This window comes from Paenibacillus sp. J22P59 (genome assembly GCF_059383895.1).
The window spans coordinates 18,104-31,307 of record NZ_JBXENX010000007.1; the positions used below are offsets into that span (position 1 = coordinate 18,104).

Below are 13,204 nucleotides of genomic sequence, written 5' to 3' on the forward strand. Positions count from 1 at the left end.
GCGGAATGAGACAGTGTAAACTGTTCTTAATCCTCGTCGATTTTCAGTACCGCCATGAAGGCCTCCTGAGGCACCTCTACGCTGCCGACCTGCTTCATCCGCTTCTTGCCTTCCTTCTGCTTGTCAAGAAGCTTCCGCTTCCGGCTGATGTCGCCGCCGTAACATTTGGCAAGAACGTTTTTACGCATCGCTTTGACCGTCTCACGGGCAATAACCTTCGTCCCGATCGAAGCCTGCACCGGAACCTCGAACATTTGCCGAGGAATAAGCTCCTTCATCTTCTGGCAGATGATCCGTCCACGATGATAAGCACGATCTCTGTGTACGATAACGGAGAGAGCATCGACTTGCTCGGCATTAAGCATAATATCCATCTTGACCAGATTCGATCTCCGATAGCCCGATACTTCATAGTCGAACGAAGCATAGCCTTTGGTGCTCGACTTCAACTGATCGAAGAAATCATAGACAATTTCGGATAATGGAAGCTGATAAGTAATCGTTACACGATTCGTATCCAGATATTCCATATTCACGAATTCACCGCGCTTGTTCTGGCATAGCTCCATAATCGCGCCAACATAATCATTAGGGACAATGATAGCGGCCTTTACGTAAGGCTCTTCTACAAATTCCAGCTTGCCAGCCTCTGGATAATTAGACGGGTTATCAATCTCAAGTGACGTTCCATTAGTCAGCGTCACCCGATAGACAACGCTTGGTGCGGTTGTAATCAATGGGATGTTGAATTCCCGTTCAATCCGCTCCTGGATGATCTCCATATGAAGCAAGCCGAGGAAGCCGCAACGGAAGCCGAAGCCGAGTGCCGTTGAAGTCTCTGGCTCATAACGAAGGGATGCATCATTAAGCTCCAGCTTCTCAAGCGCTTCCCGCAAATCATTATAATCTTGAGTCTCAATTGGATATAGACCGCAGAATACCATCGGATTAATCTTCCGGTAGCCTGGCAGCGCTTCAGGCGCTGGGCGTTTCGCTTCTGTAACTGTATCCCCGACACGTGTATCCTTCACGTTCTTAATACCAGCTACCACAAAGCCTACATCACCAATTGCCAGCTCATCGACGATTGACATACGCGGCATAAATGCGCCTACCTCAATAACCTCGAATTCTGCGCCAGTGGCCATAAACCGGATTTTCTTACCTGCTTTAATACTGCCATCCATAACACGCACATATACGATAACGCCTTTGTAAGGGTCATAATGCGAATCGAAAATAAGGGCTTTAAGCGGCTGATCCGGATCGCCTGTAGGTGCAGGGACCTGAGCAACGACCTGCTCTAATATTTCTTTGATGCCAATACCTGCTTTTGCCGAAGCCAATACGGCATCGCTGGCATCTAGCCCAATCACATCTTCAATCTCTTGCTTGACACGCTCCGGCTCCGCGCTCGGCAAATCAATTTTATTAATAACCGGAAGAATTTCTAAATTATTGTCCAGCGCAAGATAAACATTCGCCAGTGTTTGCGCTTCAATGCCCTGAGCCGCATCCACAACAAGCAATGCACCTTCGCAAGCTGCCAGACTGCGCGATACTTCATAAGTGAAGTCGACATGTCCTGGCGTATCAATTAAATTAAGCAAATATTCTACGCCATCATCCGCCTTGTAAGTCAAGCGAACAGCTTGCAGCTTTATCGTAATGCCCCGTTCCCGCTCCAGGTCCATCTGATCAAGTACCTGCTGCTGCATTTCCCGTGAGGACAATGCGCCAGTATACTCCAGAATACGGTCTGCCAAAGTTGACTTTCCGTGGTCAATATGAGCGATAATTGAGAAGTTTCTTATTTTCTTTTGTCGGTCACGAACGTCAGCCATGCCTAACCCCCACACAATCCAATGTCTCTAATCATTCTATCTATTATATCAGTTTAACCGAATGCCAGCAATGTTCATTGTTAAGGAAGAACAATATTTAATTCGTTACCGATTCAAACAAAGAGACAATGAGCTTCATTCCGTTGGTCGACATAGATTGCAAGAACCCCGCCGTTCCATCTGCCAGCTTATTGACAGACGGCTCATCCGAACCATTCTCTATCCCGGGCAGCCGTTCATGTCGGCTATTGCGTTCCGCCAGTTTACGTACTTCGGCCAGCTCAGCTTCAAGTGCCTCGATTTTACGTTCTGCTTCACTGGAAAGCCCTGAGGAGGGAGGAATCGCCTTTCCTGCATCAGAAGCGCTTCCCTGAGGCATAACGGCAACCGATGAACGACTGCTGCCTTCCTCTATTGGACCATAGATTTTCTCGATTCCTGCATTAGACATTTCCATGCCATACAAAACAATGAATACAAGAACTCCTCCAAGCACTGTCCATTTCAAAGCATTTTTTTTCATCACTTCTTCCTCCCTCCATCAATATGGCTGTCCGATTCATTTGGCTGCAATGACTGCTTTCGCATCGTCCCAATACAGCTCAGCTATTACTTTTGCCAGCGCATCTGCTGTCCGATATGATTCCTCAAGCGTATTGTCGACTCCGCCGACCTCTAGCAAGATGCTCTTATCTGAGAGCGATTGATTGTATTCTCCATTGCCAGTAGCAGCCGTTTTACCCCAGATCCCCCGAGATATGCCCGGATATTCCTTTTCCAGCGCTTCATTAATTTTGGCGGCGTAGGCTTCATTGTTTTTCCAATTGGGATTTTTTTGCCCTATTATAAAATAAACCTGCGCATAGCTTTTTCCATTGATTTCGACAGTCGTATGCTTACGCCTTTTGGAATCGCGGTGTATATCAAACATATAAGTTAATTCCTTGTTGCTGGCCATCGCTTCCTGTACAGACTTCTTTGAATATTTATATGAATGATTCCAATTGTAGCCAATAATTGAGGTTAAATAATCTGTATCAGAGTGCAGTGCACCTACCCCTTTCTCCTCCAGCTTTTCCGCCAATCGTTTTCCTACAAGCGTTATATTTTTGGTGCCTGAACTCGGGTCCTTCTGATCATCCTTAAGAACGGGATACCATGACTCCCGATTATGGGAATGATAAATAAATGCGACTTTCCCGGTATTGGAAGGTTTCTCTTGAGCTGGCTGCTTAGTCGGCTCCTCTAATGGAGGCACTGTAGGCGCTTCTGTCTCTTCAGAGTCAGTAATCTCCTCGCCCTCTGCTCCTTGCGGCGGATCGTGAGGAGCAATCGGCTCGTGATCCTCCGGCCCCTTCGAGACATCCGTGCCGATTCCTTTGCGAATCAGATTCGCCTTGTTTACGCCCATCCCTGGTATTTCCCCAGCAAGCAAGCTTTCAGGGTCACTTAGATTAATATCAGTCATCAAACGCATTAGAAACCCGCCAATTTGTTGCCCGGATAGCGTCTCTGTAGCGTTGCTGCTCTGGAAAGCAGGCATCTCCATTTCCAGCATGTCCCCAAAAAAGCTAGTTGAAACAGCAGCAGCGAAACCCTTCATCGAATGAATGGGCGCCGCCGTTGTAGTCGAATTCACCATTCCCACAATCCCTATCGCCACAAAAAAGAGCATGGAGCAAAAAGACAATACAACAAATGCTTTGCCCGTCCCAAGCAATTGACGGACACGTCTGCTTCCCCCAGCTAAATTCAGCAGCATAATTTTTCGTTTCATCGTTAGCTACCTCCCGCTTAACGGCTTGTCTGCTATTAATCTATGAGAGCAGATCGATTAGTAGAACCAATATCCCGTCACAAGGCAGCTGCTAGAGTGCTAGATTTACAGAATGAAAATAACGAAAAAAAAGCAGCTCTCTGCGCTAACAGAGGGCTGCTGGGCTTACTAAAAGTTAATGGGTATAGGCAGCAACATTGCTCGTGTCCACCGCTTCATGAAGCGAGGCATTCAGGCCGCTAGCAATAATATTGGCAATATCCTCGATAAACTGATCAATTTCTTTTGGAGTGACAAGAAGATCATGGCCGATAGGATTCAGTACCTCTTTCACAAGCTGGAGCCGCTCTCCCTCTTCCATCTGATTCATTAAGCCGAATATTTGATCATTATTGGCTTGATTCTTCGCCATATGATTCTTCATGAAATCAATCGTATTATTCACGATTGTAGAGGCATACACGACGGTAGGAACACCGATTGCAATGACTGGGATGCCCAGAATCTCTTTCGTCAGCCCTTTGCGCTTATTGCCAATGCCTGACCCTGGGTGAATGCCGATATCGGCAATCTGGATCGTCGTATTTATTCTTTCCAGTGAACGGGAAGCAAGTGCATCTATTGCAATAATAACATCCGGCTTCGTCTTCTCCGCAATGCCCATTACAATTTCACTAGATTCAATTCCCGTTATGCCAAGCACGCCGGGCGCAACTGCACTGACTGCACGATAGCCGGGCGCCACCTGATCCGGCATCAATTCAAAAAAATGACGGGTAACCATTACATTTTCCACAACGAGCGGACCAAGCGCATCCGGTGTTACATTCCAATTGCCTAATCCGACAATGAGGACACGCGCCGTCTTCCCGATGCCAATCCGCTCTAGAAAGCGTTCAAAATATTTGGCGAACTGTGTAGCTACCCGGTCCTGCAGCTCCGTATCCTGGTTGCGGAGGGCGGGTACCTCAAGCGTAACGTAATGTCCCTGCACTTTCCCAATCGCACGAGAGCCTTGCTCATTCTGCACATGAAGCTCCGTAATCGTAATGCCGTTTTCTTCTGTTGTCGCTGAATGAATGCCAGCAATAGGATTTCCGTTCTGCTCCGCCATTTCTTTAGCTTCCAGAGCCAAATCTGTTCGCACGTTATATAGCTGTAAATCGAGCTCGCTCACGCTTCTTCATTCTCCCTTCGAGGAACTATATTCTACTTCTGTTAGTGTTTGCAGAGTTCAGGTTTTTTATTTCAACGAAAAGCGTAAATAACAGCTGCCTTTGCCTGCTATTGCTTTTCATGCGACCCCGTGGTAATATATTTTAAGTTGTGTTACCTAGATTTACAGCGTAAGCTTTAGCACGCCTACGCAAATTCTGTAGGAGGTGAAACTCGATGCCAAACATTAAATCCGCTATCAAACGCGTCAAAACAAACGAAAAACGCCGCGCTTTGAACGCTTCCCAAAAATCCGCGCTTCGTACAGCTATTAAATCCGCTGATCAAGCGATCGCTGGCACTGATGTAGAAGTTGCTAAAGCAGCTCTTGTCGTTGCAACGAAAAAATTGGACAAAGCGGTTACAAAAGGCCTGATTCATAAAAATGCGGCTTCCCGCAAAAAATCTCGTCTTGCGAAAAAAATCAACGCCCTTTCGGCACAAGCTTAATAGGCTTACTGCCTGAAGAACAAAAGGCTTCACTTCCCGGGTAACCAGGAGGTGAAGCCTTTTTTAGTGCCTTATGCGCTGCGCCCCGCTCCAAGCGACAGCAAATACAATTCCAACCCTAACGTTTTGTCTATGGCGCCTGTCTTCATCTTATAATCCAATTCCGCGATGGCTGCCAGCAATATACCTAAGCGCTTCACACTAAACTTATTAGCCTTCTCTGCCGCCAGCTTAACCGCATAAGGATGCAGTCCCAGCTGGCCTGCCATCTGCTGGGGAGAATAGCGGTGCTGCTCAAGCTCTTTAATCTGCAGCATAATTCGCAATTGCCTCGCTATAAGAGCAGCAATCTTAATCGGCTCTTCACGTTTAATGAGCAGCTGGCGATATAATCGCAGCGAACGCTCAACCTGCAGTCCCACAATAGCATCCACCAGAGCAAATACATCTTCCTCAGCCGAGGAAACAGTCAATAGCTCTGTCTCCTCAACCCCGATGATGCCTCCTTCACCGGCATGCAGACATAGCTTGTCCACCTCAAGAGCAAGCTGCTGCATATGCGTGCCCACTCGGAGCAGCAGCAGATCAGCCGCTTCCGCTGTCATCGTCCTCTTCTGCTTTTCTGCCCGCTGCACGACCCAGCGCTTCAGCTCTGATGCATCCAGCTCTTGAAAAGCGATAAGGGCATTGCGGTCTTTGAGCAGCTTCACCAGCTTGCGGCGTTCATCGAGCTTCTCTGCATTCACAATAAATAACATAACCGTCGTCTCCGAAGGGATATCCAAATACTGCTGCAGCCGTTCGGTACGGTGCTCCAGCTTGCCGCCTTCCTTGCCCCCTGCTGCGAATACAGCGGCATCACGAACAATAACCAGCTTACGCTCCACAAAGAAGGGCAGCGTCTCGGCCTCTAATGCCGCTTCCTCGATCAATGTCTCCGAGGTATCGAACTTCACGATCCCCAGCTCCCGTTCCTCAGGGGTAAACATAGCTTCGCTCAGAGCATCGACAAATTGTTGAATGCGATACCGGTCTTTTCCGTATAGAACATAGGCCGGACGAAATTTCCGCCCTTTTATTTCCTTTAATGCTTCCTTTGCATCCAGCATATCGTCGCCTCCTTTTAAGTAAACGGCAACAAAGGGATGAGCCTTCGAGGGGCTCATCCCTTTGTCCCTGAACATCTATATAAACATTGCAGGCTGGTCCATGGTACCGCCCTGCGAATGGTCATACGACGGTCAAGGCTTGCTTCGTCGCAGACTTTCTACTCCCCTCACTATACGCGAATGGACTCCAAAGTGTGCAAATACCCGCAGTAAACTCAAGGTGTCGCTTTTGTTTCCTTAAGAGAAGGCAAATCAATGACATACTTCTCCATCCCGCCTGAATCCAATTGGATATCATACGTAAGCTGTGTATTGTCATCAGACCAATTCAAATTCGAAATCTGGCCATTTTTGCGACTTGTTTCAAACAGGGCAGTTGCCTCATCTGATTCAAAAACTTTAATCATAAATCCAACTACCTTCGCGGTATAAACTCCGTCAGCGGATACCGATTCAGTTAGAGCAGCACCACCAGCAATTTCCTTATTCACGGAAGAATCATTACCAGCGGCATCGAGCGCCTGCTCTTTCAACTTGTTATCCAGTTCAAATACATTGCCTGCTGAAAAATGATTGGACTCTCCCTTAAGAGCTTCCTGATCATTGCTCATCTTGCGCGTATTGCTAAGGCCTTGCTGCTCTTCCACATTGGGCGGAAGAGATTCGGTATTAACCTCACCGGGCTTATTGGAGATAGAGTATTGGGATGCGTTGCTGATATTATACTCAGAACCCTCTTCACTTGCTGGCAAATCCGCAGTCGAATTAGCCAGATCTGCTTGGCCCCCCGCAGGAGACTCAAATAGTCCCGTGCTGTAGGAGACGATGAATAATCCCGCCACAATACTTGCAGCAATAGCCCCGCTAAGCGTCTTCCAATTATGCCACTTCCTTGCCGACTTCGTTCGTCTTGTTTGTTCTATTACGGGCACAGCATCGGGCAGCACACGAATAACAGCATCGTTTATGCTAGGTTTATCGAGCAACTCCAGCTTAGGCATAATAGCATCAACCAGACTGTAGGCGGGCATGACTCTCGGTAAATGCTCGAGATCGGCAGAAAGCTTGCTTAGCCGCTCAAACATTGCAGAACAATCTGGACATTGCTGTGTATGCTCCATCAAGATTGCGTACTCTTGAGCATCAAGATCGCCGTCTAGCTGTCTGTGCATATATTCCATCACCTCTTGACAGGTCATCCCCTGACACCACCTTTCTGATAATCGTGAAGTAACGTTTGAAGCTGTTGCCTTGCTCGGAATAAGTAGGATTTGACCGTGTTCAAAGGCAAATCGAGCGAGTCGGCAATCTCGTTATAAGAGAAATCCTGCAAATAACGAAGGACAACGACAGCTCTATGATGCTCGGGCAGTTGATCGATTGCGGTGCGAATATCCTGTACCGCATAAGAGGACATCACCTCATCCTCGACATTCTGCTTCTCCCGAAATACCATATCATGCTCATCAATGGATACGGTTGGCTTGCTTCTTCTAAACTTGTCTATACAAATATTCGTTACTATTCGTTGAATCCATGTTTTAAATTGGGCCTTCTCTTCATAAGAACCGATCTTGGTATAGATACGAATCAACGCTTCCTGCGCCGCATCCAACGCATCCTGTTCATTATTCAATATATAATAGGCTGTCCGATAAACATGGGTTTCAATCTCTCGCAAAAGAGTAACTAAAGCATCATGATCTCCCGACTGGGCAGCTCTGATAAGGCCAGGCTCCACCACGAGCGGATCCCCCTCTCTTGCAACCTCTTTGACGTGACGGTTGCATCAAATGTTGCACAAATTAACGTAAATTACTTTATTTTATTTAGTGGGATTTATTGGATTCAGAGATTTTCGCATTCGTCCATTGTGAAATGCTCAAATTAAGCTGTTCATCAGCAAGCTCTCTGACGCATTCAGTAATGCTGCTCGCTTAAGCCTTCAACCAACAATATAGGCTAAATAAAAAGAGAACTCCACATTAAAGAATAACAAAAAAAAAGAACCCCGTATATAGCGAGTTCCTTTCCCTTCTTTCCTATAATTTCCTTCATGTACGTCTTCAGCTATTAACCTGCCTTATATACAGCCCTTTTGATTTCACCTTATAGGCAACCTCTCCATTAAGGTCTGTTCGTGACAAGCCTACGGCCGACTTTTGCAAACGCTTCAATACATCTGGATGCGGATGGCCGTAGCTATTCGTCGCACTTGCAGATACTACCGCATGGAATGGCTGCCAAAAGCGCAGCCATTCGTCGGTCGTTGAGAAACGGCTTCCGTGATGAGCCACTTTCAGCACATCAGCGGTCAGTCCCTCATCTGCCCATAAGGTATGGATGGATCGCTCTGTTGCGGCACCAATATCCCCAGTCAACAAGAAGGAATACTCATACATTTTCACATGAAGGACTACACTTGCTTCGTTCTGCTCCTCCCTTTCAGGGATAGCTTTGCTCTCCTGCTGTGGAGCCGGCGGCCACAAGACGGCAAGCAGCGTCTGCTCGTCAGGCAGCCAGCGCTGTCCAGCCTCTGCCCGATATAATGGAATTTCGGCGGTCAATGCCTGCTCCAATAGAGCAACGGCATCCTTCTCTTGTTTCTTCGTTCCATTCCATAGAATCGCTTTGACCGGCATAGCCTCAATAACGGCCTTGAGCCCTCTAATATGGTCGGAGTCCAGATGAGATACGACGAGCAAATCGATCTGATGCACCCCTCGCTTCATTAACAAGGGAACGACTACCTTCCCGCCCACCTCAAAAGGATCGCTCCTCTCCTTCCACTCCTCCCCTGGCTTTCGAAAAGAAAGAGTACCGCCTCCATCCACCAGTATGTTCTTTCTTCCCGGCGTACGAATATGTATCGCATCCCCCTGGCCAACGTCGAGAACATGAACCTTTCCATTGCGATCAAAGAGGTCAGGAAAATAGGCATACAAGAGAAGCCCGCAGACCCCTATGCTTGTAAAGGCAAGCGTTAGCCGCCCAGATCGTCGCCTATGAGAAGCATATTCTCTATCTTGATCTAATGGGATTGTATCTTGTTCATTCATTTGGGCAAGCGGGAATGCTTCTGCCGATTGCTCTGAGCTGACAATTGCTGCGGATGCTGCTCTAGCAGGAAGCTGGCGACAAATGATATACAACAGCAAATACCAGGCCCCGATCCACCACAAAGGCGGACTAGCCCATAGAGATCGCAGCGCATCGACCTCCGATAGCTTATCCACGAATAGGAAGGTCAGCTTATTCGCATATACACTAATAGATGCGAGCAGCTTCCCTCCAAGCGGCCATAAAGAGCTGACGGCTAGAGATACTGCGCCTATTGGCATAATGATAAAGCTGATAAAAGGAACGAGGAGGAAATTTGCTGGCATCGACAATAGATGAAACTGATTAAAATAATAAATACTGACAGGGAAGGAGGCTGCTTGCGAGACGATTGTTACCGCCGCCAAATCGAGCAGCGCCCCACCTCGGCTCCATGCAGGCATTGCCCTTCTTACGTAAGGAACGAATAGGATCAAGCCGGCTGTTACGATAAATGATAGCTGGAAGCTGACATCTTCAATATAATAGGGGTCTGTTATGAGCATTACAATCGCGGCTGCCGCCAAAATATGCAGACCATCCTTGAGCTTGCCCGCTCGCGCAGCAAGCAAAGCAAGCACCGCCATAATCCCTGCGCGCATAACTGAAGGGGGAAGCCCCCGACAGCAATACATAAAAGGGGACAGCCGCCATAAGCACAATAAGCATACGCTCGTGCGTCATTCTGCAAAAACGCAAAACGGCGCCCAGTACATAGATAAATACAGCTACATGAAGCCCTGATATAGCTAAAATATGCGTGAGCCCAAGCCGCGTAAACTGCTGGAACTGCTGCGGGTCGAGGTCCTCGCGAATGCCGAGGACAAGACCCTTCATATACCCGGACTGCTCTTCCGGGTATATGTTGTCCAGATGCGCGCCAAGCCAGCTGCGCGCATTATCCATGCGGCCCAGCAGCGCGGCCGCATGCCAGGGCGGGCCCGGCGACGTCTCTATCGCGCCGATGCCCGTAGCCTTGAACAGCCAGTGTATTCGCTGGCTGTAGAGGTAGCGGCGGTAATCGAAGCCGCCGCTATTCGATGCGCCGGCTGGCAGCGTCAGCTTGCCAGCCATGCGCACGCGGTCGCCGCGCTGCCACGCCGCGGCGATGTCCTGATGCGGCTGCTGCTCCAGCCGCACATGCACGATCAGGCGCTCGCGAAGCTTGCGCGGCGCCTGATCGCCCTGTACGCGGACGACGTCAGCCGTCACGCGAAAGCTCACGCGGTCACCGTCGACCTCGACCGCGGATACAATCACACCGTGCGCTTCCGCTTCGAAGGAAGCGCGAGGCCCCTCTGCCGCTGCCAATAAGTCCGGCAGCGCGGTAACATTACGGGCATCCGCCCACATCCGCTCTCCAGCGGCCAGGGCGCAGCCAAGCCAACAAATAGCCGCTAGCTGCCATGTTGCCTGACCACGCAAAGCTACAGCTAGCAGCACCAAGCCTAGCGCAGCAATAGTCATAAGTGCACCTAGCATGCCGAGCCCGGCCGCTACCGAGCTGCCGAATACAAAACATATAGCAAACCACACGATAGGCCTTCTATTCAATAGACTCCATCTCCTTCGTCTTATTGCTCAGCCCAGAGCATAAAAAAAGAACCTCCAGCCACACCAAAAGGTGTAATCAGAGGTTCTTCCCCACTTCTTCATTAACTTTTACACAGTAATCGACATATTGGCCTGAGGCGGAGGCTCATACCCTTCCAATGAACGGAACAGGATGCCTTTCTGCTCCATGAGCAAGCCGACTTTATCACTATCCTTCGGATAGCCCCGGTGATACACAATTTCCTGCACGCCGCTATTAGCTAGCATATTGGCGCAGGTCCAGCAGGGCTGGTCCGTGACATATACCGTTGAGCCTTCGCGATCTGCACGGTCTGTGAATAACAGCAAATTCTGCTCCGCATGAATGGTGCGAATACAGCGCTGCTTCTTCACCATGCTTTCCTTGCCATCCTCGAGCTTAACCTCCCACTCCTCCGAGATCATGCAGCCTGCTTCCAGACAATCATGAACACCCATTGGCGCGCCATTATAAGCGGTACCGAGCAGCTTCTTCCCTTGAACGAGAACAGCCCCTACATGGCGGCGCGGACAACGTGAACGCGTAGATACCATGTAGGCAATATCCATAAAATAAGTATCCCAGTCTTTGCGTGAAGCATCCTGAGTATGAGATTGTAACATTCCTGCATCCACTCCTTGCTGCTTACAGTTCGGGGATCGACTCATATACCTGATCCGATTTATTGCCGAACCATCTATTATCTCTAGTTGATATTACTTGGAGAAGGCGGAGCTTAATCGCCTTAGCCTTGCTGGCTGATCTGAAGGGCCTGCTCCAGATCAGCAATTATATCATCAATACCTTCTGTCCCGATCGATAGACGAATCAATCCTGGAGACACGCCAGCTGCTTCCTGCTCATCCCCTGACAGCTGTTGATGCGTCGTGCTTGCCGGGTGAATAATAAGCGACTTGGAATCACCTACATTCGCCAGATGCGAGAACAGCTCTACTGCATTGATTACTTTCTTGCCTGCCTCAACGCCGCCTTTAATACCGAATGTCAGAATCGCTCCTTGACCCTTCGGCAAATATTTCTGTGCAAGCTCGTACGATGGATGGCTTTCCAGACCAGGGTAGCTTACCCACTCTACTGCTTCATGCTTCTCCAAATATTTGGCGACAGCAAGCGCATTTGAGCTATGGCGTTCAAGACGCAAGTGGAGAGTTTCAAGCCCCTGCAAAAGCAAGAAGGAATTGAATGGCGATAAAGCCGCGCCCATATCGCGAAGCAGTTGTACCCGCGCTTTGATAATATACGCGATTGGACCTACTGCATCTGTATAGACCACACCATGATAGCTCGGGTCCGGCTCAGTCAAGCCTGGGAACTTACCGCTTGCCTTCCAATCGAACTTGCCGCCATCAACAATCACACCACCGATCGAAGTACCGTGTCCGCCGATAAACTTCGTTGCGGAATGAACAACAATGTCCGCACCATGCTCAATTGGACGAAGCAAATAAGGGCTGGAGAACGTGCTGTCTACGATTAGTGGAATACCATTCTCATGGGCAATAGCCGCCACTGCTTCAATGTCGAGAATATCGCCCTTCGGATTGCCGATTGTCTCGGCATACAATGCTTTTGTACGATCGGTAATCGCACTGCGGAAATTCTCAGGATCAGAAGGATCAACGAACTTCACATCAATGCCCAGCTTCTTCAATGTATTAGAGAATAGATTATAAGTGCCGCCATACAGGCTAGTTGCCGAGACGATCTCGTCACCTGCGCCAGCAATATTCAGAATCGAGTAAGTAATAGCAGCTTGTCCAGATGCAACCGCTAGTGCAGCGGGGGCTCCTTCCAGCAGTGCCACACGTTTCTCGAACACATCCGTTGTCGGATTCATAATACGGGTATAAATGTTACCAAACTCTTGAAGGGAGAACAGATTCGCTGCATGATCCGTATCACGGAATCCATACGAGGTTGTTTGGTAAATAGGTACCGCACGAGAAAGAGTAGTCGGGTCGATTTCCTGGCCTCCGTGTACGGATAGCGTTTCGAGAGAGAGCTTACGTTGGTCTGACATTGCTAAACAACTCCTCAATTATAGTTTTTGCCAAGCAAAAACCACTTCGAAAGCATGCGGCTCGGGTTTTGTCATACGTAAACGTAGAGCTGTAAT

The 13,204-nt window shown here is 48.7% G+C and carries 12 protein-coding genes; 1 reads left to right on the forward strand and 11 read right to left on the reverse strand.

The features are described 5' to 3' along the window. Positions 1 to 26: 26 nt before the first annotated feature. The 4 genes from lepA to gpr all read right to left on the reverse strand — a co-directional run bounded on the left by lepA (position 27) and on the right by gpr (position 4,798). A complete protein-coding gene (gene lepA, locus AC50YO_RS13415; RefSeq protein WP_494847612.1) occupies positions 27 to 1,844 on the reverse strand; it encodes a translation elongation factor 4 in 1,818 nt (605 codons plus the stop codon). Positions 1,845 to 1,941: 97 nt separating this feature from the next. Next, positions 1,942 to 2,367, reverse strand: a complete 426-nt coding sequence (locus AC50YO_RS13420; protein ID WP_494847614.1) for a DUF3679 domain-containing protein — start codon at positions 2,365 to 2,367, stop codon at positions 1,942 to 1,944. Between the two features lie 36 nt (positions 2,368 to 2,403). Further along, the gene (gene spoIIP, locus AC50YO_RS13425) at positions 2,404 to 3,621 is read right to left on the reverse strand and encodes a stage II sporulation protein P (RefSeq protein ID WP_494847616.1); all 1,218 of its coding nucleotides are present in this window, start codon (positions 3,619 to 3,621) and stop codon (positions 2,404 to 2,406) included. Between the two features lie 175 nt (positions 3,622 to 3,796). Beyond that, a complete protein-coding gene (gene gpr / locus AC50YO_RS13430; RefSeq protein ID WP_494847618.1) occupies positions 3,797 to 4,798 on the reverse strand; it encodes a GPR endopeptidase in 1,002 nt (333 codons plus the stop codon). Positions 4,799 to 5,013: 215 nt separating this feature from the next. Here gpr and rpsT point away from each other — a divergent pair, with 215 nt between their 5' ends. Continuing rightward, a complete protein-coding gene (gene rpsT / locus AC50YO_RS13435) occupies positions 5,014 to 5,286 on the forward strand; it encodes a 30S ribosomal protein S20 (RefSeq protein ID WP_494847620.1) in 273 nt (90 codons plus the stop codon). 71 nt (positions 5,287 to 5,357) lie between these two features. Here rpsT and holA read toward each other — a convergent pair whose 3' ends face one another. The 7 genes from holA to AC50YO_RS13470 all read right to left on the reverse strand — a co-directional run bounded on the left by holA (position 5,358) and on the right by AC50YO_RS13470 (position 13,108). Continuing rightward, the gene (gene holA, locus AC50YO_RS13440) at positions 5,358 to 6,395 is read right to left on the reverse strand and encodes a DNA polymerase III subunit delta (protein WP_494847621.1); all 1,038 of its coding nucleotides are present in this window, start codon (positions 6,393 to 6,395) and stop codon (positions 5,358 to 5,360) included. 215 nt (positions 6,396 to 6,610) lie between these two features. Continuing rightward, positions 6,611 to 7,594: an anti-sigma factor family protein gene (locus tag AC50YO_RS13445; RefSeq protein WP_494847622.1), complete on the reverse strand. Its 984-nt coding sequence runs from the start codon at positions 7,592 to 7,594 to the stop codon at positions 6,611 to 6,613. Further along, a complete protein-coding gene (locus AC50YO_RS13450; protein ID WP_494847624.1) occupies positions 7,591 to 8,139 on the reverse strand; it encodes an RNA polymerase sigma factor in 549 nt (182 codons plus the stop codon). The genes AC50YO_RS13445 and AC50YO_RS13450 overlap by 4 nt, the downstream gene beginning before the upstream one ends. A 322-nt stretch (positions 8,140 to 8,461) precedes the next feature. Then, positions 8,462 to 10,081: a DNA internalization-related competence protein ComEC/Rec2 gene (locus tag AC50YO_RS13455; protein ID WP_494848109.1), complete on the reverse strand. Its 1,620-nt coding sequence runs from the start codon at positions 10,079 to 10,081 to the stop codon at positions 8,462 to 8,464. Continuing rightward, positions 9,972 to 10,961: a ComEC/Rec2 family competence protein gene (locus tag AC50YO_RS13460; protein ID WP_494847625.1), complete on the reverse strand. Its 990-nt coding sequence runs from the start codon at positions 10,959 to 10,961 to the stop codon at positions 9,972 to 9,974. Before AC50YO_RS13460 ends, AC50YO_RS13455 begins: the two co-directional genes overlap by 110 nt. A gap of 195 nt (positions 10,962 to 11,156) precedes the next feature. Continuing rightward, on the reverse strand, positions 11,157 to 11,690 hold the full coding sequence (locus tag AC50YO_RS13465) for a deoxycytidylate deaminase (protein WP_494847626.1): 534 nt from the start codon (positions 11,688 to 11,690) through the stop codon (positions 11,157 to 11,159). Positions 11,691 to 11,812: 122 nt separating this feature from the next. Beyond that, positions 11,813 to 13,108, reverse strand: coding sequence for a homocysteine synthase (locus tag AC50YO_RS13470; protein WP_494847627.1), 1,296 nt, complete (start codon positions 13,106 to 13,108; stop codon positions 11,813 to 11,815). Positions 13,109 to 13,204: the final 96 nt, after the last annotated feature.

Bases quoted from the DNA above. Each gene is read 5' to 3' on its own strand.
- spoIIP (WP_494847616.1), bottom strand. From the start codon at position 3,621: ATGAAACGAAAAATTATGCTGCTGAATTTAGCTGGGGGAAGCAGACGT.
- holA (WP_494847621.1), bottom strand. From the start codon at position 6,395: ATGCTGGATGCAAAGGAAGCATTAAAGGAAATAAAAGGGCGGAAATTT.
- AC50YO_RS13470 (WP_494847627.1), bottom strand. From the start codon at position 13,108: ATGTCAGACCAACGTAAGCTCTCTCTCGAAACGCTATCCGTACACGGA.
- AC50YO_RS13460 (WP_494847625.1), bottom strand. From the start codon at position 10,961: ATGACTATTGCTGCGCTAGGCTTGGTGCTGCTAGCTGTAGCTTTGCGT.
- AC50YO_RS13420 (WP_494847614.1), bottom strand. From the start codon at position 2,367: ATGAAAAAAAATGCTTTGAAATGGACAGTGCTTGGAGGAGTTCTTGTA.
- AC50YO_RS13465 (WP_494847626.1), bottom strand. From the start codon at position 11,690: ATGTTACAATCTCATACTCAGGATGCTTCACGCAAAGACTGGGATACT.
- AC50YO_RS13455 (WP_494848109.1), bottom strand. From the start codon at position 10,081: ATGGCGGTGCTTGCTTTGCTTGCTGCGCGAGCGGGCAAGCTCAAGGAT.
- rpsT (WP_494847620.1), top strand. From the start codon at position 5,014: ATGCCAAACATTAAATCCGCTATCAAACGCGTCAAAACAAACGAAAAA.
- AC50YO_RS13445 (WP_494847622.1), bottom strand. From the start codon at position 7,594: ATGACCTGTCAAGAGGTGATGGAATATATGCACAGACAGCTAGACGGC.
- lepA (WP_494847612.1), bottom strand. From the start codon at position 1,844: ATGGCTGACGTTCGTGACCGACAAAAGAAAATAAGAAACTTCTCAATT.